Below are 25,654 nucleotides of genomic sequence, written 5' to 3'. Positions count from 1 at the left end.
CGGCTACGCGGTACGCCGGCGTTCGTGCGGGCTGCCGCTCGCCGTCCGGGGTGGTCCTCCGGACGCCTCGCAGAAGGCCGTCAGCCCGGTGGTCAGCGCACGGCGTGCGGCTGGTGGCATGCCGTCCATGGTCTGCCGCAGGTACTGCTCCCGCCGGTGCCTGAGGGCGCGCAGATGCGCCTGGCCGACGTCGGTGAGCCGCAGTTGTATCTCGCGGCGGTCCTCCACCCGGGGTGTCCTGCGGAGGAATCCGGCGGCCTGGAGCCGGTCGCACAGGCGGCTCACCGAGGGTGCCGCCATCGCGAGGTGCCGCCCCAGGTCGCGCATGTTGATGCCCGGTTCCCGCTCCACGACGTACAGCACCCGGGTCTGGGTGGGCGAGACCGGTGCCGTGTCGAATGCCTCCCGGCCGCGTTCCCACGCGTCCTCGAGGAGTTCCCGCAGGTGCCCGGCGTCGAGGGAGGCGTCCGATACGTCCTGGGGGTCCGGGACGGGATCCTCGCTCATGTGACACTCCGAGTGGGCTCTGTGGGCCGGGCCGGCTGGCCGGTGTGAGCAACCGTGTTATCGAAGATATGTCAACGAAAGCGAGACCTGTACAAGTGGACAGACCCAGCGCGGTCGAACGCCTGTTGCGTGAGGCCGCGCCCCACCGGATCGTCGAGGTGCTGCGCACCCGGATCGAGCTGCGACACCATGCCCTGGGGGTGGAGCTGCTGCTTGCGGACTACGCGACGTCCTGGCTCCAGCCCGTAGGTGAGATGCATCACTCCAGTGGGCCGGTGCCGGTCCACGACGGCGGTGCCGGGCGGGCGTTCGGTGCGCAGGAGCCGCACTGCGTCCACGACCCGGTTGCCTCGACCACGACCGTGCACCTGCCCGTCACCGTGCGGGGTGACCGGCTGGGAGTGCTGAGTGTCACCCTGCCCGACAGCGAGGGTGCGGGTCCCGGCGGTGACGCGCTGGACGATCTGAGCGCCTGCGCGCAGGCGCTGGCCCACGAGGTCGTCGTCGCGGAACGGGACACCGACCTGTTCCTGCGGGCCCGCAGGGCGGAGCGTCTGACCCTGGCCGCGGAGATGCAGTGGCAGCTCCTGCCGGGGCGGTCGTGCGCCCGCGACGAGTACAGCATCGGTGCCCAGCTCCAGCCCGCCTACGCCGTTCACGGTGACAGCTACGACTGGTCCGCGTCGGCCGACGACCTCGTACTGACCGTCAACAACGGGATGGGTGAGGGCATCGACGCGGCGCTGCTCACCAATCTGGCGGTCAACGCCCTGCGCAACGCCCGGCGGGCCGGCCTGGATCTCGTCGATCAGGCGTACCTGGCCGATCAGGCCGTGTTCGGCCAGCACCACGGGAGCCGTCACCTGGCGGCCCTGCTGCTCCGCTTCCATCTGCCCACCGGGAAGGCGGAGATCATCGACGCGGGGTCGCCCCGTATCTGGCGGCTGCGCGGCGGGGTCGTCGAAGCGGTCGAGCTGGAGGCCCAGATGCCGCTGGGCATGTTCCAGGACACGGTCTACAGGGTGCAGAACTTCGAGGTGCAGCCAGGTGACCGGCTGTTCTTCGTGAGCGACGGCGTGTACGACGTCCTGTCACCCGCGGGCGAGAAGTACGGCCTGCGAGCACTCGCCAGGGCGATCACCGAAACGCGGCTCCTGCCGGCGTCGCAGGTGCCCCGGGCCGTACTGGAGGCGCTGCTGGGGCACCGGGGCAGCGCTCCTGTCGTGGACGACGCGCTGGTCCTGTGCCTCGACTGGCACGGGCGCCCCCGGGCGGGCTGAGGGACCGCCCCGCTCTCACCTGTGGGCACCGCACGTCCCGGAGTGTGTGTGCCCGGTGAAGAATTCCGGCAGGGCTGATGTGCGGGGTCGTCGAGGGGCCGGGCCGCGCCTGCCTCCCGCGCCGCCGAGGGGTCCCGGTGGCGCGGGGGGCGGCTTGCCATCCGCAGGGCGCATGGGCAATGGTTGCCGAAGGGAAAGTAATTTTCGTCCAGTTGGAAGGTGGTGCGACTCGCCCCTGGCGGGTCCCCCCTCATGGCTCCTCCGAAGGAACACATCGCCACGAAGACTCACCAACGGTCCGCGTCCGACGTCTGGGGCACCGCCCCGTACCCGGTGATCGTCGCCGACAGCTCCGGAGTCGTCGTCGGCTTCAATCCGGTCGCCGCCTCGCTGCTCGAAGGCGCGGCCCTCGGCGACACGCTGTCACAGACGGCGCCGTACTGGCTGGCCCGTGCTCATGACGAGACGGTTAACCCCGCCGGATCTCCGGCCGGTGAACCGCACCGGCCCGTGTACCGGGGGGAGATCGGAGCCCAGAGCTTCGAGGCGCATCCGACCCCGGGCGTGGACGGGAACGTGGTGTGGTGGCTGGTCGACGACACCGACCGGCGCATGGCCGAGCAGGCGCTCGCCACGGAACGGGAGCGCACCACCTTCCTGGCCGAGGCGTCGAACGTCCTGCTGGCGTCGCTGAACACGGACCGCTGCATGCGCGCCACCGCCCAACTCGCCTCCCAGCACCTCGCGGACGCCGCCGTGGTCGTGGCTCCCGCCGCGGGCCGGAAGCTGCCCATGGCGTACGCGGTCAGGGGCCGGGCCGCGGTCCGCGGAACGGTGGCGGCCGATCCCTCCCAGGTGCCCGGCCTGAGCGAGGCCCTGCAGGGCTTCCCGCCAGTACCCTCCCGATGGATCGACCCCGGGGCGCTGCCCGACTGGCTCATCCCGGACGACTTCACCGGCTCCGTGGGGTCGGCCGCCGTCACGCCCCTTCCCGGCCACGGCGTCCCGGCCGGGGTCCTGGTGCTGCTGCGCAGCGCCGACTCCGCCGAGTTCAACGCGAACGAGGAGGTCTTCGCCCGGCTGTTCGCCGCCCGGGCGGGCGCCGCCCTCTCCGCCGCGCGGCTGTACGCGGAGCAGAGCGACATCACCCGGACCCTCATGCGGGACCTGCTGCCCCCTCAGCTGCACTGTGTGAACGGCGTCGAGTTCGCCGGCGGCTACCAGCCCGCCTCGGCGCGGGACCGGGTGGGCGGCGACTTCTACGACGTGCATCCGGGCAGTACGCAGGAGGAGCCCTCGCTCGCCGTCCTCGGCGACGTCTGCGGCAAGGGCCTCGACGCGGCCGTGCTCACCGGCAAGATCCGTAACACACTGCAGGCGCTGACGCCGATGGCGGGCGACCACGAGCGGATGCTGCGGCTGCTCAACGGAGCGCTCCTCAACTCGCACCACACCCGCTTCGCGACCCTGGTGCTGGCCTCGGTCCAGCGCGTGGAGAACAGGGTGCGGCTCCGCCTCACCTCCGCCGGCCACCCCTCCCCCCTGGTGGTCCGCAACGACGGCCGGGTCGAAGAGATCGACACCCGCGGCACCCTGGTCGGGGCGCTGCCCCACATCGAGGCCAGCACCGTGGAGATCCATCTAGATCCCGGCGAGACCTGCCTGCTCTACACCGACGGAGTCACGGAGGCGCGGGGCGGTCCGCTCGGTGACGAGCTGTTCGGCGAGGAGCGGCTGATGCGCGTCGTGTCGGAGTGCGCGGGCATGCCCGGCCAGGCCGTGGTCGAGCGGGTGCAGATGCTCGCGTCCCAGTGGCTGCACGACGGCCGACACGACGACATGGCCCTCGTCGCGATCACCGCCCCGCCGACCACCCACCTCAGCGCGGTGGACGGGCACACCCGGGGCAGGTACACCGCATGAACACGTACACGCCTGCCGCGCCCCGGCTGAGCGGTCTCCAGGCCGAGTTGTGGGCCGCGGTGACCGGTCGGAACGAACGCGCGGCCGCCGATCTGCTCTTCACCGCGCTCGACGACGGTCTCGACGCGGAGACCGCACTGCTGGACGTCATCGCCCCCGTGCAGGCGCGGGTGGGTGCCGAGTGGGCGGCCAACCGCCTGAGCGTCGCGCAGGAACACGCCGCGAGTGCCATAGCCGAGCGGATCATCGCCGCGCTCGCCCACCGTCGCCCCGACGCGCGCGCCACGCCGAGCCTCGGGCGGGTCACCGTGGCCTGTGTGGACCAGGAGTGGCACGTGCTGCCGGCGCGTCTGCTCGCCGAGGTGCTGACCCTGCGCGGCTGGCAGGTGGACTTCCTCGGCGCCCAGGTGCCCACGCCGCACCTCATCGCCCACCTGCACACCTACGGAGCGGACGTCGTCGCACTGTCCTCCTCGATCCCCACCCGGCTGCCCGCCGCGCACGCGGCGATCACCGCCTGCCAGGCCGTGGGGGTGCCCGTGCTGGCGGGCGGGGCGGCCTTCGGGGCTGCCGGCCAGCACGCGCGCCGCCTGGGCGCCGACGCCTGGGCGCCCGACGCACGCTCCGCGGCGCGCCGCATCGCGGACGGCATCGCGGTCCCGGCCATGGCGGTCGGCAGGCAGCAGATAGACGATCTGCCGCACCTGGGCGACCAGGAGTACACCCTCGTGGTCCGCAGCAGGCCCCAGCTCGTACGTGAGGTGCTGGCCCAGCTCGAGAGCCGCTTCCCCGAGTCGGCGTCCTACACGGAGCAGCAACGCGAGCACACCGCGCAGGACATCTCCCACATCGTCGAGTACCTGGGCGTGGCCCTCTACATGGACGACGACGACCTCTTCGCCGGCTTTCTGACCTGGACCGGAGGCATCCTCGGTGCCCGCGGAGTCCCGGCGGGCTCCTTGCTGCCGGTCCTCGACGTCCTGGGGGCGGAGCTCAAGGACTTCCCCCGATCCACCCGGCTGCTCGGCCAGGCGCGCACGGCGCTGGACGCGCTCCTGGCACCGGCCGGCCATACCACCGGAGCCTCGGATGACCGATCTGACCAGTCCACCCTTCTCCCTGACCGCTGAGGCCGGCCCCGGGAGCGTCCTGCTGCGCCTGTCGGGTGACCTCGACCACGACACGTGCGAGCAACTCGTGGAGCGTGCCCAGGCCTGCCTCTCGGCCGACCCGGGCCTGCGCGACCTGACCCTGGACTGTGCGCAGCTCCGGTTGTGCGACTCGATGGGCGTCTCGAGCCTCCTCATGATCCACCGCCGCACGTCGTCCCGCGGTGTGGTGCTGCACCTGGTGAACCAGCCCGCGTTCCTTCGCAGGATCCTGGAGGTCACAGGCATCCGGCAGATCTTCGGGCCGCAGGGTTCCGCCCGGCTCGCCGGGCAGGCTCACGCGGAGGACGGCCCGCCGACCGTTCCGTCGAGCTGAAGCGGCGTCACGCCGACCGGGAGGGCGGGGGCGAGGCGAGGGCCGCGTCGAGCGTGGGATACGTCTTGATCACCCGGTCGACACCCGCCGTCCGCAGGAGCCGTGTCACGGCCGCGCTCGGGGCGGCGACGCGCAACCGGGTCTGCTGGTGCGTCTCGATGAGCAGGCTGAGGAAGGACGAGTCCGCGAACGTGATCGCGGACGTGTCCAGCACGACGACCTCGTGCCCGGCCACGGCCTGCCACATGGCGATGAAGAGCGGATCGATGCTGTCGCAGTCGATCTCGCCCCGCGCCCGGACGACCCAGCAGCCGTTGATCTCACCTTCGGCCGCCACCACCGGTGACGCGGCGGGCGTGGAGTTGTCGAGAGGATCACGGACCATGCGGGAAATTATGCCAACTGCCCTGGCCCGCCCGCACGGACACCCTGCTCAGGAGAGGGCGATCAGGGCGACGATGTTCTTGCCGCCGAGGTGGTGCCTGACCGACACCCGCTCCGTCAGCCGGCGCACCAACGGCCAGCCGTAGCCGCCGATGGGAGCCGTCCGCGGGTCGCGTTCCATGACGACCGGCGCCTCGGTGCTCGCGTCGCCGACGGTGAGGAGGAGTCCGTCGTCGGTGATCTCCGCCGTGAACCCGGTGAGCCCGCCGCCGTGCCTGACGGCGTTGGTCACCAGCTCCGAGGTCACCAGCAGCGCGTCCGTCACGACGAAGTCGGCCGGACCCTCTCCGTCCCGTCCGCGGAACCACGCTTCCAGGAGGCGGGTGACGATGGCGCGCGCGGCAGCGGCGTTCCGCGGCACGCCCGGCGGCTCTTCCGCGTCGACCGGCGCATCCGGCCCGCTGCCGTCCGCCGGCGGCTCCGCGAGCCGGGTGCCGGCCGGATGCGCCGCACTCTCGTCCGCCGGTGCCGCCGGGGCAGGTGTGCTGACGGCTTCCTCCGGCCCATCGGCCGGACTCACGCCGCCACGCAGTCCTTCTTGCTCCCCGTTCATGACACTCCGCGCCTGCCCGGCGGGGCCGGAGTCATTCGCCCGCCGTGCGGGCGAAGGGCGAACGGCGCGGCCCCGGACACGGGGGTCAGCATGTGAGCGCCGCGTCCACCGTGTCCGCGAAGCTGAAGGCACCGGCGGTGCCCGAGACCTCGAAGAGCCTGCGTACTCCCGCACCGAGCGGGCCCGCCAGCACCAGCCGTACTCCCGACGCGGTATGCCTGCGCTGGGCGCTCAACAAGGCGTGCAGGCCCGTGGAGTCGGCGAACTCCAGCCGGGACAGATCGGCCACGGTCAGCCGTCCGCCGCCGCCGGCGGCCTTCTCCAGAGCCTCGACCAGGCCGGAGGAGTCCGACCATCCGTCGAGGCTCCCTCGGACACGGATCACGACGACACCGTCATCGGTGGTCTCCACGACCACATGCAGTTCATCTGCCGACATGCGTCACATCCTCCTACACCGCGGACGTGGTGGGGGCACGCGTGGTGACAGGGCCCACGAGGACCGCCAGGAAGCCCCGGGAGGCGGTGCCGGGCGGTGTGATGCGCCGGAGCCGGAGAGGGAGTCACACGCGCATGCGGGTGGGGCGGAACCTGCCCGCTCCCGGGACCGCCGCGGTGCCCGGAGGACTTCCGGCCGCGTGACGCGCCGCGGCGCCCGGGGGGTTCGCCGTGGCGCCCAGCCCGCTCGGGTGGCCCGCGTCAGGGCCACACCAGGCAGTACGCCTGGTGCCCGGCGTCGTGCAGCCGGTGGGAGAAGTCCTGCCACTCGTGGAGCAGCTGGTAGACGTTGAACGCGTCGCGCGGTCCGCCGCGGTCCGGGACCGTGGACCAGATGAAGGCCGCGGCGCCGACCGATTCCTCGCCGACGTCCCGCAGCGGGTCGACGACCGTCATCGGCAGCTTGACGACCGCGTAGTCGGGATGGAGGACGACCAGCTCCAGCGGGGGGACCTTGTTCAGGGGTATGCCCTGTATGCCGGTGAGGACCATGGCCGCCACCGTCTCGGGCTTGATCTTGCTGAACATGCCGCCCATGCCCAGCTCGTCACCCCCGAGCTCCTCGGGGCGCATGGAAATGGGCACCCGTGCGGCGGTGGCCCCGTCAGGGGCACCGAAGTATTTGTAGGTCACCCCCACCCGTCCACTGCTCCTGCTCCCCGAACCGTCGACACCGCCCGCCCGGTCGTCCCGTACGCGCTCGGCCTCGCGTTCGGCCTTGCGCCGGTGCCGCCCTCGCCGGGCAGGCTCGGGCCCCAGGTCGTCGGTCCCTTCGCCCACTCCGCCACCGCGATGCATATCTCATCCACCCGACTACTTCTTAGGAGACACAGCCCCGCCGCGCAACCCGATCATCGTCAGTGACCTCCCCCACGGGCGTGCGGTGAAACACCTGTCCGCAAGACCGTGCACGCCTCTGACACCATGGCATGGGTGAGCTTTCCCTATGACGCCCCAGTTTCGCAGACGCGAGGAGACTGACGCCCTTTCGTTGTACGAGCCTCATACGGGGAGAGCGCGCTCCCTGCTCACCGGCGGCCGGGAATTCCGGCCAGGCCCCCCGAACCCCGAATCGCAGATCAGGACCAAAGTGGCGTATTCATACGAAGCCCCAGTTTCGCAGACGCTTTTCGACCGTGCGTCCCGTGTGACGCCCGGTGGCGTGAACTCCCCCGTGCGTGCTTTCCGTGCCGTGGGCGGTACGCCCCGGTTCATGGTGTCCGGTACGGGTCCGTACCTCACTGACGCCGACGGTCGTGAGTATGTCGACCTCGTGTGTTCGTGGGGACCGATGATTCTCGGCCACTCGCACCCCGAGGTCATCGCCGCCGTCCAGGCAGCGGTCGCCCGTGGTACCTCCTTCGGTACGCCGGGTGAGGGCGAGGTCGCGCTCGCCGAGGAGGTCGTGGCCCGGATCGAGCCCGTCGAGCAGGTGCGCCTGGTGTCGTCCGGCACCGAGGCGACCATGTCCGCGATCCGGCTCGCCCGTGGATTCACCGGCCGCGCCAAGGTCGTGAAGTTCGCCGGGTGCTACCACGGCCACGTCGACGCGCTGCTGGCCGCCGCCGGCTCCGGGGTCGCCACCTTCGGCCTCCCCGACACGCCCGGCGTGACCGGGGCGCAGGCCGGCGACACGATCGTGCTGCCGTACAACGACCTGGAGGCCGTGCGCGCCGCGTTCGCCGCGCAGCCGGGCGAGATCGCGTGTGTGATCACCGAGGCGTCGCCGGGCAACATGGGCGTCGTACCGCCGCTGGACGGCTTCAACGCCGGACTGAAGGAGATCTGTGCGGCCAACGGCGCGCTGTACATCTCCGACGAGGTGATGACCGGCTTCCGTACGTCGAAGGCCGGCTGGTACGGCATCGACGGGGTGCGGCCCGACCTGATGACCTTCGGCAAGGTCATGGGCGGCGGCTTCCCGGCGGCGGCCTTCGGCGGCCGTGCCGACGTCATGGCGCACCTGGCCCCGGCGGGCCCCGTCTACCAGGCGGGCACCCTCTCCGGGAACCCGGTCGCCACCGCGGCGGGCCTCGCCCAGCTGCGGCTGCTGGACGACGCGGCGTACGAGAAGGTCGACGCGGTCTCCGCGGAGCTGCGCTCCCTGGTCGGCGAGGCGTTCACCAAGGAGGGCGTCGCCCACACGGTGTCGGTGGCGGGCAACATGTTCTCTGTCTTCTTCACCGACGAGCCCGTCCGTGACTACGAGGACGCGAAGAAGCAGGAGGCGTTCCGCTTCACCGCCTTCTTCCACTCGATGCTGGAGCAGGGCGTGTATCTGCCTCCGTCCGCGTTCGAGTCCTGGTTCGTCTCGACCGCCCACGACGCGCGGGCGATCGAGCGGATCGCGGCGGCGCTGCCCGCGGCCGCCCGCGCCGCATCGGAGGCCACGGCATGAGCGAGTACGAGGACGGGGACATCACCGTCGTCCATCTGATGCGCCACGGCGAGGTGCACAACCCGGAGGGCGTGCTCTACGGGCGCCGTCCCGGCTACAGCCTGTCCGAGCTCGGCCGCAGGATGGCCGACCGGGTCGCCGAGCACCTGGAGAAGCGCGACATCACGCATGTCGTGGCCTCCCCGCTGGAGCGCGCCCAGGAGACGGCCGCGCCGATCGCCAAGTCGCACGGCCTGGACCTGGCCACCGACGGGCGTCTCATCGAGGCCGCCAACGTCTTCGAGGGCAAGACCTTCGGAGTCGGCGACGGCGCGCTGCGCAAGCCCGACAACTGGAAGCACCTCACCAACCCGTTCAAGCCGTCCTGGGGCGAGCCGTACATCGAGCAGGTCGTCCGGATGATGGGGGCCCTGGACGCGGCGCGCGACGCGGCGCGGGGGCACGAGGCGGTCTGCGTCAGCCATCAGCTGCCGATCTGGATCGTGCGGAGCTTCGTGGAGCGGCGCAGGCTCTGGCACGACCCGCGCAAGCGGCAGTGCACCCTGGCCTCGCTGACGAGCTTCACGTACCAGGGCGACAAGATCGTGTCCGTCGGGTACACCGAGCCGGCCAGGGACCTGGTGCCCGCGCATCTGCTCGCCGGTGCGAAGCCGGTCAAGGGCAAGTCCAAGGCGTTCGGCGCGTAGCACCCGCGGGCCGCGTGCCGGGCCCCTTCCGGTGCGCTGTTCTGTCTGTCGTGTGCAGCACCTGTAAGGGTCTGTTCACGTGACAACTTTTATGATTATCAGCGGAACCCCCGTGTTGTTTTCCTCATCTAAGCCATCGCCAGTTTGTATGGCCTTGAGGTAATACGACCGCAGATGGGGACGCTATGCGCGAAATCAACCGAAGGGGCCTGCTCGGGGCCGGACTCGGAGCCGCAGCCGCACTGTCGATGAGCGGCTGCGGCTCCCTCGGTTCTTCGGACGGCGGACGGCCGGAGCCCGAGAAGGGCGCCAAGGGTGGCAAAGGGACCCACGGGAATGGTGGGGGACCACCCGAGAAAAAGGTCAGGCTGATCGGTGACGGCTCCACCGCCGACACCGGAAAGCAGCCGAATCAGCCCGCCGCCCCCGTGCCGCTCGAACCCGGTCGGAGGCCCCCGCAGTTCGTGATCTTTTCCTGGGACGGGGCGGGTGAAGTGGGCAACGGCCTCTTCCCGCGCTTTCTCGAACTCGCCAGGGAACACGAAGCGGCGATGACCTTCTTCCTCTCCGGTCTCTATGTGCTGCCCGAGTCGAAGAAGTCCCTCTACCGCCCGCCCAACAACCCCAGGGGCGCCTCGGACATCGGCTATCTCACCGACGACCACGTCAAGCAGACACTGAAGTACGTCCGCGAGGCATGGCTCGACGGGCACGAGATCGGTACGCACTTCAACGGGCATTTCTGCGGCGGTTCCGGCTCCGTCGGCAACTGGACGCCGGCGCAATGGCAGAGCGAGATCGATCAGGCGGTCTCCTTCGTCACCGAATGGCGTACGAACTCCGGCTGGACGGATGTCGACCCGCTGCCGTTCGACTACCGCAAGGAACTGATCGGGGGCCGCACCCCCTGTCTCCTCGGCCAGGACAATCTGCTGCCCACCGCGAAAGCGCTGGGCTGGCGCTACGACGCGAGCTCGCCCGGCGGCACCCAGATGTGGCCCGAGAAGCGCCAGGGAGTATGGGATCTCCCCCTCCAGGGCATTCCGTTCCCCGGCCACACCTTCGAAGTCCTCTCCATGGACTACAACATCCTCGCCAACCAGTCGCAGAATTCGACCAACGGCATGCCGTCGCGCTATCCGGGCTGGCGCACCCAGGCCACCGAGGCGTATATGGCCGGGTTCGAGCGCGCCTATGAGACGAATCGCGCGCCTTTCTACATCGGCAACCACTTCGAGGAGTGGAACGGCGGCATCTATATGGACGCCGTGGAAGAAGTGCTCAAGCGGATCGCCGGCAAGCCGGATGTGCGCCTCGTCTCCTTCCGGCAGTTCGTCGACTGGCTCGACGTACAGGATCCGGCGGTGCTCGCGAAGCTTCGTACGCTTCAGGTCGGACAGACGCCCGACGGCGGCTGGAACACCTTCTTTAAACAAGCCTGACAAGGGGCTTTACGGGCAGCGAGGGGGGCGCGGAAGATCCCCGGAACTGCCATGCGAAACTTTTCACATGAGCTCTGGCCGCGCACCCCGACGCCGCTTCACCCTGCTCGCCGCCACAGCCGTGGCCGGTGCCCTGACCCTGTCCGCTTGCGGTGAAGGCACCAAGGCGGGCGGCGGCGGCAACACGAACTTCGTCACCGGCAGCGGCGGTATCTCCACCGTCGCCGAGGGGGAACGCACCGACGCGCCGAAGCTCGACGGCACGACCCTGGACGGCAAGGCCCTCGACGTCGCCGACTACAAGGGCAAGGTCGTCGTCCTCAACGTCTGGGGATCGTGGTGCGGACCCTGCCGCGCGGAGGCCAAGCACTTCGCGAAGGTCTCCAAGGACACCGCGGACCAGGACGTCCAGTTCATCGGGATCAACACCCGCGACACCCAGCGGGCCGCCGCGGTCAACTTCGAGCAGGACTACGGCGTCACCTACCCGAGCCTCTTCGACCCGACCGGGAAGCTGCTGCTCCGCTTCCCCAAGGGCACCCTGAACGCGCAGGCCATCCCGTCGACCGTGGTCATCGACCGGAACGGGAAGCTCGCGGCCCGCACGCTCGCCGCGATCGACGAGACGAAGCTGCGCGAGATGATCGACCCGCTGATCGCGGAGAAGTGACGCCGTGCTCCAACTGGCCGCGGCAACCGGAATCAACACCACAGTCTTCAGCGGCGCCCTCCTGGTGGCCCTGCCGATCGCACTGCTCGGCGGGCTCGTCTCCTTCTTCTCCCCGTGCGTCCTGCCGCTCGTCCCGGGATACCTGAGTTACGTCACCGGGGTCAGCGGCACGGATCTGGCGGACGCCCGCCGGGGCAGGACCGTGACGGGCGCCTCCCTGTTCGTGCTGGGCTTCACCGTCGTCTTCGTCTCCAGCGGGGCGCTGTTCGGCTACTTCGGGCAGACCCTCCAGGAGTACGGCGGGACGCTCTCCAAGGTCCTCGGCGTGCTGATGATCCTCATGGGGATCTTCTTCATGGGCCTGATGCCGTGGATGACGCAGCGCGAGTTCCGCATCCACAAGAAGCCGGTGACCGGGCTGGCGGGCGCCCCGCTGCTCGGAGCCCTCTTCGGGATCGGCTGGACGCCCTGCCTCGGCCCGACCCTCTCGGCCGTCAACATGCTGGCCCTCCAGGAGGGGACCGCGGGGCGCGGCGCGCTGCTCTCCGTGGCGTACTGCGTCGGTCTCGGAGTGCCCTTCGTCCTGGCCGCGGTCGCGTTCCGCAAGGCGCTCGGGGCGTTCGGCTGGATCAAGCGCCACTACGCATGGGTCATGCGGATCGGCGGCGGCATGATGATCGTGACCGGAGTGCTCCTGCTGACGGGCGCCTGGGACGCGCTCATGCAGGAGATGCGAGTCTGGTCCGACGGCTTCACTGTGGGGATCTGAGTTTTCATGAGCAACCTGAACACCACGGACGAGCGCGACCTCGGCCAGGCCGGAGAACAGCTCTCCACCGCCCCGCGCGAAGAGTCCGCCGCTTCCGTGCCCGCCATGGGCGTCATCGGCTGGGCCCGCTGGTTCTGGCGGCAGCTCACCTCGATGCGGGTCGCCCTGATCCTGCTCTTCCTGCTGTCGCTCGGCGCCATCCCCGGCTCGCTGATCCCGCAGAACAGCGTGGACGAACTGAAGGTGCAGACCTTCAAGGAGGCCCACACCACGGTCACCCCGGTCTACGAGGCGCTGCAGTTCTTCGACATCTACAGCTCGGTGTGGTTCTCCGCGATCTACATCCTGCTGTTCATCTCGCTGATCGGCTGCATCGTCCCGCGCACCGGCCAGTTCATCGGCCAGCTGCGCGGCCGCCCGCCCGGCGCGCCCCGGAAGCTGACCCGGCTGCCCGCCTACACGACCTGGCGCACCGAGGCCGCTCCCGAGGAGGTCCGCGCCGCCGCGCTCACCGTCCTGCGCAAGCGGCGCTTCCGCTCGCACGAGGTGGGCGACGCGGTGGCCGCCGAGAAGGGGTATCTGCGCGAGACCGGGAACCTCATGTTCCACATCGCGCTGATCGTCATGCTGATCGCCTTCGCGTGCGGCCAGCTCTTCAAGTCCGAGGGCGGCAAGCTGGTCGTCGAGGGTGACGGCTTCGCCAACACGATCACCCAGTACGACGACTTCAAGTCCGGCTCGCTCTTCGACACCGACGACCTCACGCCCTTCAGCTTCGATCTGGAGGACTTCGTCGGCACGTACGAGCGCAGTGGTCCCCAGCGCGGCACGGCCCGGACCTACGAGGCCCGGGTGACCTACGCCGAGGGCGCGGACGGCGAGGAGAAGAAGAAGGTCATCGAGGTCAACAAGCCGCTGGTCGTCGACGGCACGAAGGTCTACCTCAACGCGCACGGCTACGCGCCGGTCATCTCCGTCAAGGACGGCAAGGGCAAGGAGGTCTACCGGACCGCGGTGCCGCTGCTGCCCATCGACAACAACGTCACGTCGACCGGTGCCATCAAGGTGATGGACGGTTACAAGGACGCCGACGGCAAGAAGTCCCAGCTGGGCTTCCAGGCCTTCTTCGTCCCGACCTTCGCCGGCGACGGCAAGGGCACGATGTTCTCGCAGTACCCCGGCCTCGACTACCCGGTCCTCGCGCTCAACGGCTACTACGGCAGCCTGGGCGTGGACTCCGGACTGCCGCAGAACGTCTACCAGCTCGACACGTCCAAGATGAAGGAATTCAAGGACAGCAACGGCGACCAGCTCAAGAAGCGGCTCCGCCCCGGCGAGACCATGAAGCTGCCCGACGGCGCGGGCTCGATCACCTTCGAGAGCGTCGAGGAGTGGGCCAGCTTCCAGATCGCGCGCCAGCCCGCCGCCGGCTGGGCCCTCACCGGGGCCGTCGCCGCCATCGTCGGTCTCGCCGGATCGCTCTTCATCCAGCGCCGCCGGGTGTGGGTGCGGGCCGTGCGGGGGGCGGACGGGGTCACCGTCGTCGAGATGGCCGGCCTGGGCCGCAGCGACTCCGCGAAGCTCCCCGAGGAGCTGGGCGGTCTCGCGCTCGCGCTCAACACCATGGCCCCCACCGCGCCCGGACCCGAACCCGAGCCCGGACAACCCTCCGAAGAACCTGCCGAAGGGGCTGAGAAGTGAATCTCGCCGCCGCAACCAACGAGAGCCTGGCGAATGCCAGCAACACGCTGATCTATTCGTCGATGGCCGTCTACACGCTGGCCTTCTTCGCCCACATCGCGGAGTGGGTGCTGGGCAGCCGCAGCAAGGTCGGCCGCACGGCCGCCGCGCTGAAGAAGGACTCGGCCGCCGGCGCTCCCGCCGTCACGGTGAAGGTCGCGCAGCAGGGCGGCACCGCCGTGCTGGACCGCCCCACGATCGTCACGCGCTCGGCCGCCGGGACCCGCGACGTGCCGGACGGCCCCGGTGCGGCGGGCGGCACCTTCAAGGGGGACCTCTGGGGGCGGATCGCGGTCTCCCTGACCGTGGTCGCCTTCGCCGTCCAGGCGGGCGGCGTCGTCGCACGCGCCATGTCCGTGCAGCGCGCCCCCTGGGGCAACATGTACGAGTTCTCGATCACCTTCTCCACGGTGGTGGTCGGCGCCTACCTGATCCTCCTGGCGCTGAAGAAGAACGTCCGCTGGATCGGCCTGATGCTGGTCACCACGGTCCTGCTGGACCTGGGCATCGCGACCACCACGCTCTACACCGACAGCGACCAGCTGGTCCCGGCGCTGCACTCCTACTGGCTGTGGATCCACGTCTCGACGGCCATCATCTGCGGCGCGGTGTTCTACCTCGGGGCCGTCGGCACGCTGCTGTACCTCTTCCGCGACAGCTACGAGAACAAGATCGCCAACGGCGGGACCCCCGGCAAGTTCGCCACCTCGGTCCTGGAGCGGCTCCCCGCGGCGAAGTCCCTGGACACCTTCTCGTACCGCATCAACGCCGCGGTCTTCCCGCTGTGGACGTTCACGATCATCGCGGGCGCGATCTGGGCGGGCGACGCCTGGGGCCGCTACTGGGGCTGGGACCCCAAGGAGGTCTGGTCCTTCATCACCTGGGTCGCGTACGCCGCCTACCTGCACGCGCGCGCGACGGCGGGCTGGAAGGGGCGCAAGGCCGCCTACCTGGCGCTGATCGCCTTCGGCTGCTGGCTCTTCAACTACTACGGCGTGAACATCTTCGTCACCGGCAAGCACTCCTACGCCGGAGTCTGACCGGTACGGGACACAACCGGGAGGGCGCGACCGCTTCGGTGCGGTCGCGCCCTCCCGGCGTGCGTACGGGTGTCAGCCGAGCGGGGTGTCCAGGACGGCCTTGCGGTGGCTGAAGGTGTCCAGGGAGTACCGGCCGTGGTAGCTGCCCATGCCGCTCTCGCCGACCCCGCCGAACGGCAGGTTCGACACGGTCAGATGGGCCAGCGGAAGGCCCATGCCCACGCCGCCGGACGAGGTCTCGGCCAGCAGCCGCTCCCGGACGGCCGGGTCGTCGGTGAACGCGTACAGCGCCAGCGGCTTGTCCCGGTCGTTGACGAAGGCGATGGCCTCGTCGAGCCCGTCCACGGTGAGGATCGGCAGGACCGGGCCGAAGATCTCCTCGCGCATCACGGGGGCGTCGGGCCGCACGTCGGCCAGGACGGTCGGCGCGATGTACTTGGTGGAGCGGTCGTGGGTGCCGCCGGTCACCGTACGGCCGGAGCCGAGAAGGCCGACGAGCCGGTCGAAGTGACGTTCGTTCACGATGCGCCCGTACTCCGGGTGGCCGGCCGCGTCCGGCCCGAACAGGCCCTCGACCGCCGCCGCGAGCGCGTCCGCCAGGGCGGGCGCGGTCTCCGGGTAGGTCAGGACGTAGTCGGGGGCCACGCAGGTCTGGCCGGCGTTGAGGAACTTCCCCGAGGCCAGCCGGGCCGCCACCGTCCGCAGGTCCGTGCCGCGGTCGACGAAGACGGGCGACTTGCCGCCCAGCTCCAGGGTGACCGGGGTGAGGTGCCGGGCCGCCGCGGTCATCACGATCCGGCCGACCGTGCCGTTGCCCGTGTAGAAGATGTGGTCGAAGCGCTCGGCGAGCAGCGCGGTGGTCTCCGGGACGCCGCCCTCCACCACGGTGACCGTGTCGGGGTCCAGATACTCGGGCAGCAGCCGGGCTATGGCCGCCGAGGTGGCGGGTGCCAGCTCGCTGGGCTTCGCGACCACGTTGTTGCCCGCGGCCAGCGCGCCGGCGACGGGGGCGAGCAGCAGCTGCACCGGGTAGTTCCAGGGCGCGATGACGAGTACGACGCCGAGCGGGTCGCGCACGGTGCTCGCCGTGGCCCCGGCGAGCACCGCGGGCACGGGGGCGGGCTCCGGGCGCAGCCAGTCGGCCAGATGCTCCAGGGTGTGGTCGATCTCGCGGACCGTGAAGTCGATCTCGGTCCGGTACGCCTCCTTGCGGCTCTTGCCGAGGTCCGCGTGGAGGGCCTCGGCCAGCTCGTCGCCGCGCTCGGTCAGGAGCGCGCGCAGCCGGGTCAGCCGGTCCGTGCGCTCGTCGAGATCCCTGGTGCGTCCGGTGCGGAAGGCGGCGCGGAGGCGGGCGACGACATCGGCGGGCGTCTCGGCGGCGCGGGCTCCGGCGCTCACAGGGCTGCCACGATCTCGCGCGCCAGCTGCTCGGAGGAGGCGGGGTTCTGGCCGGTGTGCAGAGTGCGGTCGTGCACGGTGTGCACCGCCCACGGCTCGGCGGCGGAGTACTGGGCGCCGAGCTCGACGAGACGGTTCTCCAGCAGCCAGGGCGCCTTGGCGGCGAAGCCCGCCTGGGTCTCCTCGGCGTTGCTGAAGCCGGTCAGGCGGTAGTCGGCGAAGGGCCAGCTGCCGTCCTCGCGCCGGGCTGCCAGCAGGGCGGCGGGGGCGTGGCACAGGACCGCCACGTGGGTGCCGGAGTCGAGGGCCGCGGTGAGCAGCCTGCCGGACGCCGCGTTGACGGCCAGGTCCTCCATGGGGCCGTGGCCGCCGGGGTAGAAGACGATGTCGTACGAGGTGGGGACGGTGTCCTCGAGCCGGGCGGGGATGCGGAGCGTCTCGTCGATGGACGCGAGGTACGAGGCGATGGCGTCGGCCTGCTCCTGGCCGCCGTTGGCCTCGGCGGCGAGGCTCGCCGCGTCCACGGTGGGGGCGACGCCGCCCGGGGTGGCGAAGGTGATGTCGTAGCCGGCCTGGGTGAAGACGCGGTGCGGGGCGGCGAGTTCCTCGGCCCAGAAGCCGGTGGGGTGGGTGGTGCCGTCGTTGAGTGTCCAGTGGTCGGCACCGGTGAGGACGAAGAGTACGGAGGGCATGGGGGTGCTCCCTACGAGACGCGAGGCGCGTGAACAGTGAAGCTTGATATGCTCAAGCAATACCGTTCATGTAACGGCCCAAAGTTGAGCATGTCAAATGAATGCGGGTGCGTGGCGTCGAAGGCCCCGGGCCTTCGAAGCATGTGCACCGATCGAAGGATGACCGACCATGACGACGGAACCGGCACCCCGCGCCGTCCCTACTCCGGACGAACTGCTGGAACCCCTCGCGGTCGTCGTCCGCGGCCACTACGACGACCTCACCGCCGTCGCGGCGCGCCACGGCCTCAGCACCTCGCAGGCCCGGGCGCTGATCGCGCTCGGCGAGCCCATGCCCATGAGCGCCCTGGCCACTCATCTGGTGTGCGACGCGTCCAACGCCACCGGCCTCATCGGGCGCATGGAGGCGCGTGGCCTCGTGACGCGCACCCCGGCGCCCGGTGACCGCCGTTCCAAGGTGGCCTCCCGCACCGCGGAGGGCACCGAGCTGGCGCACCGCATCCGCGCCGAGATGCGCGTGGTGCACGGCGCCCTGGAGGCCCTCACCCCCGAGGAGCGCACCGCGCTGCTGCCCCTGCTCGACCGGCTGGGACGGCTGCTGTCCTCGTGACCGCCGTGCGGCGGCCCGTCACCTCATGACGTGGCGGGGCCGGCCGCGTCGTCGGGGCCCGTGCCGTTCTCCCGGCGCTTGATCTCCTCCTCGCGGCGGCGCAGGTCCGCCTCCCAGTCCTTGAGGAGCGACTCGTCCTTCTTGTTCTCGTCCTTCAGCGACTTCAGGAAGTCCGGGTTGTCGTCGGGCGCCACCCAGGTGGTGCGGTGGCTGCGGTGCCACTCCGAGGGCGTGCGGCCGCCGGCCGGGGCGTTGCGGAGCTTGCCCGCGGCCAGCCAGACGATCGGGCCCACGATCCAGAACAGCAGGATGATGAAGACCCAGGCCACCTTCGGCAGGTGCTTGGCCTCGTCCTCGGGGGTGTTCAGGCAGTCGATGAACGCGTAGATCGTCAGTGCCAGCGGCAGAAGATAGATCAAGGCCCTGAGCATCGTGAGGGATCCCCCGAGAAGAGATGAGGAGGCGCTGTCCCGCCCCCGGTGACGGGCCCAGGGTAGCGGGTGGCCGATACTGGGCGTTATGGCTTACGACGATCTTCGCTCCCTGCTCCGGGCTCTGGAGCGCGAGGGCGATCTCAAGCGCATCAAGGCCGAGGTCGACCCGTATCTGGAGGTCGGCGAGATCGTCGACCGGGTGAACAAGGCGGGCGGGCCCGCGCTGCTCTTCGAGAACGTCAAGGGGGCGTCGATGCCCCTGGCCATGAACGTCTTCGGGACGGACCGGCGGCTGCTCAAGGCGCTGGGGCTGAAGTCCTACGCGGAGATCAGCGACAAGATCGGCGGCCTCCTCAAGCCGGAGCTCCCGCAGGGCTTCGTCGGCATCCGCGAGGCGTTCGGGAAGCTCGGCGCGGTGACCCACCTCCCGCCGAAGAAGGTGAAGTCCGACAGCGCCCCCGTCCAGGAGGTCGTCCTCACCGGCGACGACGTGGACCTCGACCAGCTGCCCGCGCTCTTCACCTGGCCGAAGGACGGCGGCTCCTTCTTCAACCTCGGCCTCACGCACACCAAGGACCCGGAGACGGGCATCCGCAACCTCGGGCTCTACCGCCTGCAGCGCCACGACAAGCGCACCATCGGCATGCACTGGCAGATCCACAAGGACAGCCGCAACCACTACCAGGTCGCGGCCCGGCGCGGCGAGAAGCTGCCCGTCGCCATCGCCTTCGGAGCGCCGCCGGCGGTCACGTACGCCTCCACGGCGCCGCTGCCCGGGGACATCGACGAGTACCTCTTCGCCGGCTTCGTCCAGGGCAAGCGGATCGAGATGGTCGACTGCAAGACCGTCCCGCTCCAGGTCCCCGCCCAGGCCGAGGTCGTCATCGAGGGCTGGCTGGAGCCGGGCGAGATGCTGCCCGAGGGGCCGTTCGGCGACCACACCGGCTTCTACACCCCGCAGGAACCGTTCCCCGCGCTGAAGATCGACTGCGTCACGATGCGGAAGCGCCCGCTGATCCAGTCGATCGTGGTCGGCCGGCCGCCGACCGAGGACGGCCCGCTGGGGCGCGCCACCGAGCGCTTCTTCCTGCCGCTGCTCAAGATCATCGTTCCGGACATCGTGGACTACCACCTGCCGGAGGCGGGCGGCTTCCACAACTGCGCGATCGTCTCGATCGACAAGAAGTACCCGAAGCACGCCCAGAAGGTCATGAGCGCCATCTGGGGCGCCCACATGATGTCCCTGACCAAGCTGGTCGTGGTCGTGGACTCCGACTGCGACGTCCACGATCTGCACGAGGTCGCCTGGCGGGCGCTCGGCAACACCGACTACGCCCGGGACCTCACCGTCACCGAAGGCCCGGTCGACCACCTAGACCACGCTTCCTACCAGCAGTTCTGGGGTGGGAAGGCGGGCATCGACGCGACGAAGAAGTGGCCCCAGGAGGGCTACACCCGGGACGGGGGCTGGCCGGACATGGTCGAGTCCGACCCGGACACGGCGGCGAAGGTCGACCGCCGGTGGAAGGAGTACGGTCTGTGAGCGCCTCCGCCTCAGCAGCCGCGGTGCCTCAGTCGCCCGGCAGGACCAAGGCGTTCCTGCGGCTGGTGATGATCGAGCACTCGGTCTTCGCGCTGCCCTTCGCCTACATCGCCGCCCTGACCGCGATGTTCCAGCTGGACAGCAACATCCACTGGGGCAGGCTGCTGCTCGTCACCGTCGCGATGGTCGGTCTGCGCACCTTCGCGATGGCGGCGAACCGGATCATCGACCGCGAGATCGACGCCCGCAATCCGCGCACCGCCGGCCGTGAGCTGGTGACCGGCGCGGTCTCGGTGAAGTCGGCGTGGGTCGGCGCGATCGTGGCCGTCGTCGTCTTCCTCGGCGCCGCCGCCCTGCTCAACCCGCTCTGTCTGGCGCTGGCGCCGGTCGCCGTCGTGCCGATGGTGGTCTACCCGTACGGCAAGAGGTTCACGAACTTCCCGCACGCGATCCTGGGCCTCGCCCAGGCCATCGGCCCGATCGGCGCCTGGCTGGCGGTGACCGGAAGCTGGTCGTGGGACGCGGTGATCCTGGGGCTCGCCGTCGGGATCTGGATCGGCGGCTTCGACCTGATCTTCGCCTGCCAGGACGTGCAGGCGGACCGGGCCCACGGTGTGCTCTCCTTCCCCGCGCGCTTCGGCATCCCCGCCGCGCTGTGGGGCGCGCGGGTCTGCCACGTGGTGACGACCGGGATGCTGGTGTGGTTCGGCCTCGCGACGGACGCGGAGATCTTCTACTGGATCGGCATGGCGATCGTCGCCGTGGCCTTCGTGTACGAGCACCGCGTCGTGCGGCCGCACGACCTGTCCCGGCTGAACAGGGCGTTCTTCTCGGTCAACGGTTTCATCGGGATCGCGCTGTTCGCCTGCGCGCTGCTCGACCTGCTGGTGCGGGGCCTCACGCCGTGAGGTGACCCCTCACACCGTGACGTAGCCCGCGGGGTCCCGGGGGCGGCGGGGGCGGCGGAAGACGAACGCCGCCGCCACCCCGCCCACCAGGCCGAAGAGATGACCCTGCCAGCTGATGCCGGAGTCGGTCGGCAGCACGCCCACGAGCAGGGAGCCGTAGGCGGCGGCTATGAGTACGCCGACCAGGATGTCCAGCGGGCGCCGGTCCACGAAGCCGCGGACCAGCAGATAGCCGAGCAGGCCGAAGACCACACCGGACGCGCCGAGCGTCACCGTGTTCGGCGGGGCGGTGAGCCAGACGCCGAGGCCGGACGTCACGATCACCACGAGGACGACGGCGGCGAATCTGCGTATCCCGCCGAGGGCCGCGATGAAGCCGAGGACCAGCAGCGGGACGCTGTTGGACGCCACGTGCTCCCAGCCGCTGTGCAGGAAGGCGGACGGCACGATGTCGGCGAGCTCGGACGCCTCGCGCGGGCTGATGCCATAGGTGTCCAGGGAGTTCCCCGTCGCCGTGTCGATGCCCTCCAGCACCCACAGCAGCGCGATCCAGCCGAGCATGACCGCTCCGGCCGTGACGGTCCGTGCGGTGACGCCGGTGCGTGTGACCGTCATGGTCACCCCCTGTCCATGGCTGTTCCCTCATCCGTTGCAACGTGCGGGGGCCCTCGCTCAGTTCCTGGGCCGGGGCGCCGGATAGGCTCGGCGGTGTGAGAGCCGGGACTTCAGCGAGTCAGCAGCAGCGCATGCCTTGGATTGTCGGGGTATCGGGCGCATCGGGCACACCCTTCGCGGCATCGGTGCTGCGCGGACTGCTGGCCGCGGGGGAGAGCGTCGATCTGGTGGTCAGCCGCGCCTCGCGGCTGACGCTCCTGGACGAGACGGGCATCGCCTTCCGCGACGCCCACTGGCAGGACGATCTGCGGGCCTGGCTGGCGCGGGGCGCGGACGGGAAGCCGGACACCTTCCGGCCGGACATCGGCGGCGTACGCCACTGGGCGGCGGGCGATCTCGCGGCCGGGCCCTCCTCGGGGTCGTACCCGGCCAAGGGGATGCTCATCGTGCCGGCCTCGACGGCTTGCGTGGCCGGGGTGGCGCTGGGGCTTTCGAAGGACCTGCTGCAGCGGGCCGCGAGCGTGACGCTCAAGGAGCGGCGGAAGCTGGTCGTGGCGGTGCGCGAGACCCCGCTCAGCGGTCAGACGCTGAAGCAGATGGTGGCGCTCGACGAGGCGGGCGCCGTGGTGCTGCCCGCCTCTCCGGCGTTCTACGCGGGTGCGACGCACATCCAGGATCTGGTGGACTTCGTCGCGGGGCGGGTGCTGGACGCGGCGGGAGTGCCGCACCAGCTGTACCGCCGGTGGGAGGGGGAGCTCGGTGGCGCCTCCCGGGACTGACGCGGTGGGGTCAGCGCTTCTTCCTGCCCACGCGCGGGGCGCGGGTCCTGTCGACGCGCAGGGCGGCGGCGGGCTGATGGGCACGCGAGCGGTTGGCCAGGTCCTGCAGCTCGCGCATCCGGGCGTAGGCCATCTCGATCGAGTACACGGTGTCGTTCACTCCTGAAGATTCGAAAGCGTTTCTTGGCTGATGGGAAAGATTTGCAGGGTGTAACCCCTGTTGCGCCTTAAATTCTACACGTAAACTCGCGGTACTGCTGAACAATGGAAGGTTTCAGTCATATGGACGCGGTGGACAGGCAGCTCATCCAGGCCCTCAGAGAGAACGGCAGGGCCTCGTATGCCGAGCTGGGGCGGCTCGTCGGGCTCTCCGGGCCCAGCGTCACCGACCGCATCAACCGGCTGGAAACCGCCGGGGTCATCACCGGCTACCGCGCGACCGTCGACGCCGCGTCGCTCGGACTGGGCGTCACCGCGCTGATCGGCATCTCACTCTCCGACGCGGCGGACCACGAGGACGTCGCGCACCGGCTGAAGGACCTCGCCGAGATCGAGGACTGCTGGTTCATCGCGGGCGACGACTCGTTCATGCTCAAGGTCCGGGTCGGCGACGTGGACGGGCTGGAGAAGACCATCCGCAGGCTCAGCGGCACCAAGGGGGTCTCCCGCACCCGGACGACGGTCGTGCTCTCCACCAAATGGGAGAACCGGGTCGGGGAGCTGCCCGAGGAGGCGTAGCCGCTGAGCCGCGCATGGGGGTGCCGCCGCCCGCGGGGCGGGGGAGTACGGTTGCCGGAGTCTGTTACGTAGATATATGGGAGGCGCCCTAGTGGACGCGGGACTCAAGCGCGAGCTGGAGGAGAAGGTCCGGGCCGGCGAGCGGCTGACCCGCGAGGACGGGATCGCGCTCTACGAGTCCGACGACCTGGCATGGCTCGGCGGGCTGGCTCACGAGGTGCGTACGAGGAAGAACGGCGACGTCGTCCACTTCAACGTCAACCGTCACCTCAACATGACCAACGTGTGCACCGCGTCCTGCGCGTACTGCTCGTTCCAGCGCAAGCCGGGCGAGAAGGACGCGTACACGATGCGCATCGAGGAGGCCGTCCGGCTCGCGAAGGCGATGCAGGGCGAGAACCTCACCGAGCTGCACATCGTCAACGGGCTGCACCCCACGCTGCCGTGGCGCTACTACCCGCGCTCCCTGAGCGCGCTCAAGGAAGCCCTGCCGGAGGTGGCGCTCAAGGCGTTCACCGCCACGGAGATCCACCACTTCGAGACGATCTCGGGGCTCTCGGCCTCCGAGATCCTCGACGAGCTGATCGAGGCCGGTCTGGAGTCGCTGACCGGCGGCGGCGCGGAGATCTTCGACTGGGAGGTCCGCCAGCACATCGTCGACCACAACACCCACTGGGAGGACTGGTCGCGCATCCACCGTCTCGCGCACGAGAAGGGTCTCAAGACCCCGGCGACGATGCTGTACGGGCACATCGAGGAGCCCCGTCACCGCGTCGACCACGTGCTGCGGCTGCGGGAGATGCAGGACGAGACCGGCGGCTTCCAGGTCTTCATCCCGCTGCGCTACCAGCACGACTTCGTGGACATGAAGGACGGCAAGGTCCGCAACACCCTCCAGGCGCGGACCTCGATGGCGACCGGCGCCGAGGCGCTGAAGACCTTCGCGGTCTCCCGGCTGCTGTTCGACAACGTCCCGCACGTCAAGGTGTTCTGGGTGATGCACGGCGTGCAGACCGCCCAGCTCGCGCTCCAGCACGGCGCCGACGACATGGACGGCTCGGTCGTCGAGTACAAGATCACCCACGACGCCGACGACTACGGCACGCCGAACAAGCTCGGCCGTGAGGACCTGCTCGACCTGATCCGGGACGCGGGCTTCCGGCCCGTGGAGCGCAACACCCGGTACGAGATCCTCCGGGAGTACCCGGGCCCGGACGCCGGGCGTCGCGAGACGCCGCAGCCCATGCGGGTCTGACGCCGTACGCCCGGCACCCTCCGGGGTGCCAGGGCGTCCCGTTGTCCGAAAGCCCCGGCCCACCGTCCCCAGGCCGGGGCTTTCTCGCGTGCTGGACGCATGTGAAGCGCGCGGATCGTAAGGGTTAATCTATTTGTATGGCGCTTACATTTGAAGTGGACCCGGCGTTCGACCGGGCCCTGCGGGACGACATCACCGCGCTCTGGGCCGATGTCAGCAATGCCGGAGGGGCCGTCGGCTTCGTGCCGCCCGTCACCGCCGACGAGGTGCGGCCCGAGCTGGTCAAGCACCTTGCCGCGATGGTCGAGGGCCGCACCCGCCTGGTCGTCGGCCGCGACGAGGACGGCACGGTGGCCGCCACCGCGTTCCTCACCCACAACACCCACCGGCTGATGCGGCACTGGATCGGCGCCTACACGGTGATGGTCCACCCCCGCCACCAGGGCAAGGGCTACGGGCGCGACCTGATGGCCGTCACCGCCGACGCCGCCCGCGGTATCGAGGGCATCGACGCCATCCGGCTCACCTGCCGCGGAGGCACCGGCGCGGACCGCTTCTACGCCTCCTGCGGATACAAGGAGGTGGGCCGGGTCCCCGGCGCCATCCGCGTCGCCGAGGACGACTACCGCGACGACATCATCATGCTGCTCCCGCTCTTCCGGTAGCGGCGCGCGGGACGTCGGGGGCGCCTCCGCGCGTCGACGGGGCAGCGTTCGGGACAGCCCCGCGAGCCGACCGGACGGCGTCAGGGGCAACCCTGCGAACTGATCGAATTCGGGGCATGCTTCACTGGTCGGGCACGATTCCAGACTGCACGCAGGAACACCGGACGTAGAGAGAAGGCCAGTCGTGTCCGCTGCCAAGCCGAGCGCAACGATCCGGTACACCGCGATGCGCCTGCTGATTTTCGTCGGCTGCTTCTTCGTCGCCGGTGTGGCGGTCCACTTCGGTGTGCTGCCCTCGGGCGTCGGCGGCTCCAACGCCGTCTGGGTCATCCTCCTCGGCCTGCTGCTCTCCGCCCCCCTCAGCTTCATCCTGCTGCGCAAGCAGCGCGACGAGATGTCCGAGCAGCTGATCTCGAAGGTCGACCGGACCAAGGCCCGGCTCGACGCGAACCGCACCCGTGAGGACAGCGTGGCCCAGTAAGGCCCGCGTAAGCTTCCTCACACACGCGACCGTACGCACAGAACCCCGGTACTGGAGCAGCCGCTCCCGCACCGGGGTTCACGCATGTCCGGACCTCTTCC

General features: G+C 70.2%; 29 protein-coding genes. 19 read left to right on the top strand and 10 right to left on the bottom strand.

Annotated features, from left to right (window positions below):
- Positions 1–3: 3 nt before the first annotated feature.
- A complete protein-coding gene (locus AMK10_RS34785; RefSeq protein ID WP_073753444.1) occupies positions 4–507 on the bottom strand; it encodes a MarR family winged helix-turn-helix transcriptional regulator in 504 nt (167 codons plus the stop codon).
- Positions 508–602: 95 nt separating this feature from the next.
- Between AMK10_RS34785 and AMK10_RS34780 the strand changes: the two genes are divergently transcribed.
- The 4 genes from AMK10_RS34780 (at position 603) to AMK10_RS34765 (ending at position 5,195) form a co-directional block, all read left to right on the top strand.
- The gene (locus AMK10_RS34780) at positions 603–1,787 is read left to right on the top strand and encodes a PP2C family protein-serine/threonine phosphatase (protein ID WP_073753441.1); all 1,185 of its coding nucleotides are present in this window, start codon (positions 603–605) and stop codon (positions 1,785–1,787) included.
- Between the two features lie 252 nt (positions 1,788–2,039).
- The gene (locus tag AMK10_RS34775) at positions 2,040–3,710 is read left to right on the top strand and encodes a PP2C family protein-serine/threonine phosphatase (protein WP_079180986.1); all 1,671 of its coding nucleotides are present in this window, start codon (positions 2,040–2,042) and stop codon (positions 3,708–3,710) included.
- Positions 3,707–4,840 carry a cobalamin B12-binding domain-containing protein gene (locus tag AMK10_RS34770; RefSeq protein WP_073753439.1) on the top strand — a complete coding sequence of 378 codons (1,134 nt, stop codon included), beginning with the start codon at positions 3,707–3,709 and terminating at the stop codon, positions 4,838–4,840. The genes AMK10_RS34775 and AMK10_RS34770 overlap by 4 nt, the downstream gene beginning before the upstream one ends.
- A complete protein-coding gene (locus AMK10_RS34765; protein WP_073753437.1) occupies positions 4,800–5,195 on the top strand; it encodes an STAS domain-containing protein in 396 nt (131 codons plus the stop codon). The genes AMK10_RS34770 and AMK10_RS34765 overlap by 41 nt, the downstream gene beginning before the upstream one ends.
- 7 nt (positions 5,196–5,202) lie before the next feature.
- On the opposite strand, the gene AMK10_RS34760 is transcribed toward AMK10_RS34765, so the two are convergent.
- The 4 genes from AMK10_RS34760 to AMK10_RS34745 all read right to left on the bottom strand — a co-directional run bounded on the left by AMK10_RS34760 (position 5,203) and on the right by AMK10_RS34745 (position 7,488).
- Positions 5,203–5,580, bottom strand: a complete 378-nt coding sequence (locus AMK10_RS34760) for an STAS domain-containing protein (RefSeq protein WP_073753435.1) — start codon at positions 5,578–5,580, stop codon at positions 5,203–5,205.
- Between the two features lie 48 nt (positions 5,581–5,628).
- On the bottom strand, positions 5,629–6,159 hold the full coding sequence (locus tag AMK10_RS34755) for an ATP-binding protein (RefSeq protein ID WP_241839769.1): 531 nt from the start codon (positions 6,157–6,159) through the stop codon (positions 5,629–5,631).
- A gap of 118 nt (positions 6,160–6,277) precedes the next feature.
- A complete protein-coding gene (locus AMK10_RS34750; protein WP_073753433.1) occupies positions 6,278–6,631 on the bottom strand; it encodes an STAS domain-containing protein in 354 nt (117 codons plus the stop codon).
- 260 nt (positions 6,632–6,891) lie between these two features.
- Positions 6,892–7,488 carry a hypothetical protein gene (locus tag AMK10_RS34745; protein WP_079180985.1) on the bottom strand — a complete coding sequence of 199 codons (597 nt, stop codon included), beginning with the start codon at positions 7,486–7,488 and terminating at the stop codon, positions 6,892–6,894.
- Positions 7,489–7,780: 292 nt separating this feature from the next.
- Here AMK10_RS34745 and hemL point away from each other — a divergent pair, with 292 nt between their 5' ends.
- The 7 genes from hemL to ccsB all read left to right on the top strand — a co-directional run bounded on the left by hemL (position 7,781) and on the right by ccsB (position 15,435).
- The gene (gene hemL, locus AMK10_RS34735; RefSeq protein WP_073753429.1) at positions 7,781–9,088 is read left to right on the top strand and encodes a glutamate-1-semialdehyde 2,1-aminomutase; all 1,308 of its coding nucleotides are present in this window, start codon (positions 7,781–7,783) and stop codon (positions 9,086–9,088) included.
- Positions 9,085–9,774: a histidine phosphatase family protein gene (locus AMK10_RS34730; RefSeq protein WP_073753427.1), complete on the top strand. Its 690-nt coding sequence runs from the start codon at positions 9,085–9,087 to the stop codon at positions 9,772–9,774. The genes hemL and AMK10_RS34730 overlap by 4 nt, the downstream gene beginning before the upstream one ends.
- A gap of 185 nt (positions 9,775–9,959) precedes the next feature.
- Positions 9,960–11,216 carry a hypothetical protein gene (locus AMK10_RS34725; RefSeq protein WP_073753425.1) on the top strand — a complete coding sequence of 419 codons (1,257 nt, stop codon included), beginning with the start codon at positions 9,960–9,962 and terminating at the stop codon, positions 11,214–11,216.
- Positions 11,217–11,283: 67 nt separating this feature from the next.
- On the top strand, positions 11,284–11,886 hold the full coding sequence (locus tag AMK10_RS34720; protein WP_073753423.1) for a TlpA family protein disulfide reductase: 603 nt from the start codon (positions 11,284–11,286) through the stop codon (positions 11,884–11,886).
- 4 nt (positions 11,887–11,890) lie between these two features.
- Positions 11,891–12,655 carry a cytochrome c biogenesis CcdA family protein gene (locus AMK10_RS34715; RefSeq protein ID WP_073753421.1) on the top strand — a complete coding sequence of 255 codons (765 nt, stop codon included), beginning with the start codon at positions 11,891–11,893 and terminating at the stop codon, positions 12,653–12,655.
- Positions 12,656–12,661: 6 nt separating this feature from the next.
- Positions 12,662–14,356, top strand: coding sequence for a cytochrome c biogenesis protein ResB (gene resB, locus AMK10_RS34710; RefSeq protein WP_073753419.1), 1,695 nt, complete (start codon positions 12,662–12,664; stop codon positions 14,354–14,356).
- Positions 14,353–15,435: a c-type cytochrome biogenesis protein CcsB gene (ccsB, locus tag AMK10_RS34705; RefSeq protein ID WP_073753417.1), complete on the top strand. Its 1,083-nt coding sequence runs from the start codon at positions 14,353–14,355 to the stop codon at positions 15,433–15,435. Before resB ends, ccsB begins: the two co-directional genes overlap by 4 nt.
- A gap of 72 nt (positions 15,436–15,507) precedes the next feature.
- On the opposite strand, the gene AMK10_RS34700 is transcribed toward ccsB, so the two are convergent.
- Positions 15,508–16,833: an aldehyde dehydrogenase family protein gene (locus tag AMK10_RS34700; protein ID WP_073753415.1), complete on the bottom strand. Its 1,326-nt coding sequence runs from the start codon at positions 16,831–16,833 to the stop codon at positions 15,508–15,510.
- Positions 16,830–17,525, bottom strand: coding sequence for a type 1 glutamine amidotransferase domain-containing protein (locus tag AMK10_RS34695; RefSeq protein WP_073753413.1), 696 nt, complete (start codon positions 17,523–17,525; stop codon positions 16,830–16,832). Before AMK10_RS34695 ends, AMK10_RS34700 begins: the two co-directional genes overlap by 4 nt.
- Before the next feature lie 169 nt (positions 17,526–17,694).
- On the opposite strand from AMK10_RS34695, the gene AMK10_RS34690 reads away from it, so the two are divergent.
- Complete coding sequence (locus AMK10_RS34690; protein WP_073753411.1) at positions 17,695–18,135, top strand: MarR family winged helix-turn-helix transcriptional regulator; 441 nt, start codon at positions 17,695–17,697, stop codon at positions 18,133–18,135.
- Positions 18,136–18,158: 23 nt separating this feature from the next.
- Here AMK10_RS34690 and AMK10_RS34685 read toward each other — a convergent pair whose 3' ends face one another.
- Complete coding sequence (locus tag AMK10_RS34685; protein ID WP_073753409.1) at positions 18,159–18,566, bottom strand: PLD nuclease N-terminal domain-containing protein; 408 nt, start codon at positions 18,564–18,566, stop codon at positions 18,159–18,161.
- Positions 18,567–18,654: 88 nt separating this feature from the next.
- On the opposite strand from AMK10_RS34685, the gene AMK10_RS34680 reads away from it, so the two are divergent.
- Together AMK10_RS34680 and mqnP are read left to right on the top strand one after the other, a co-directional pair.
- Positions 18,655–20,112, top strand: a complete 1,458-nt coding sequence (locus AMK10_RS34680) for a menaquinone biosynthesis decarboxylase (RefSeq protein WP_073753407.1) — start codon at positions 18,655–18,657, stop codon at positions 20,110–20,112.
- Positions 20,109–21,020, top strand: a complete 912-nt coding sequence (gene mqnP, locus AMK10_RS34675; RefSeq protein WP_073753405.1) for a menaquinone biosynthesis prenyltransferase MqnP — start codon at positions 20,109–20,111, stop codon at positions 21,018–21,020. Before AMK10_RS34680 ends, mqnP begins: the two co-directional genes overlap by 4 nt.
- 9 nt (positions 21,021–21,029) lie before the next feature.
- Here the strand turns inward: mqnP and AMK10_RS34670 are convergent, their stop codons facing one another.
- Positions 21,030–21,635: a rhomboid family intramembrane serine protease gene (locus AMK10_RS34670; RefSeq protein WP_073753560.1), complete on the bottom strand. Its 606-nt coding sequence runs from the start codon at positions 21,633–21,635 to the stop codon at positions 21,030–21,032.
- A gap of 131 nt (positions 21,636–21,766) precedes the next feature.
- Here AMK10_RS34670 and AMK10_RS34665 point away from each other — a divergent pair, with 131 nt between their 5' ends.
- Entirely contained in the window at positions 21,767–22,414 is a 648-nt protein-coding gene (locus tag AMK10_RS34665) for a UbiX family flavin prenyltransferase (RefSeq protein ID WP_073753403.1), read from the top strand.
- 10 nt (positions 22,415–22,424) lie between these two features.
- On the opposite strand, the gene AMK10_RS37555 is transcribed toward AMK10_RS34665, so the two are convergent.
- A complete protein-coding gene (locus AMK10_RS37555) occupies positions 22,425–22,574 on the bottom strand; it encodes a hypothetical protein (protein ID WP_158070918.1) in 150 nt (49 codons plus the stop codon).
- Between the two features lie 122 nt (positions 22,575–22,696).
- Here AMK10_RS37555 and AMK10_RS34660 point away from each other — a divergent pair, with 122 nt between their 5' ends.
- The 4 genes from AMK10_RS34660 to AMK10_RS34645 all read left to right on the top strand — a co-directional run bounded on the left by AMK10_RS34660 (position 22,697) and on the right by AMK10_RS34645 (position 25,553).
- The gene (locus tag AMK10_RS34660; RefSeq protein ID WP_073753401.1) at positions 22,697–23,152 is read left to right on the top strand and encodes an Lrp/AsnC family transcriptional regulator; all 456 of its coding nucleotides are present in this window, start codon (positions 22,697–22,699) and stop codon (positions 23,150–23,152) included.
- 91 nt (positions 23,153–23,243) lie between these two features.
- Positions 23,244–24,407 carry an aminofutalosine synthase MqnE gene (mqnE, locus tag AMK10_RS34655; protein WP_031098411.1) on the top strand — a complete coding sequence of 388 codons (1,164 nt, stop codon included), beginning with the start codon at positions 23,244–23,246 and terminating at the stop codon, positions 24,405–24,407.
- 137 nt (positions 24,408–24,544) lie between these two features.
- A complete protein-coding gene (locus tag AMK10_RS34650) occupies positions 24,545–25,072 on the top strand; it encodes a GNAT family N-acetyltransferase (protein ID WP_073753399.1) in 528 nt (175 codons plus the stop codon).
- 184 nt (positions 25,073–25,256) lie between these two features.
- Entirely contained in the window at positions 25,257–25,553 is a 297-nt protein-coding gene (locus tag AMK10_RS34645) for a DUF4229 domain-containing protein (protein ID WP_073753397.1), read from the top strand.
- The last annotated feature ends 101 nt before the right edge of the window (positions 25,554–25,654 follow it).

The sequence above is a fragment of the Streptomyces sp. CB02058 genome (assembly GCF_001905505.1).
Lineage (GTDB): Bacteria > Actinomycetota > Actinomycetes > Streptomycetales > Streptomycetaceae > Streptomyces.
This window is presented reverse-complemented; position numbering and strand designations above follow the sequence as displayed.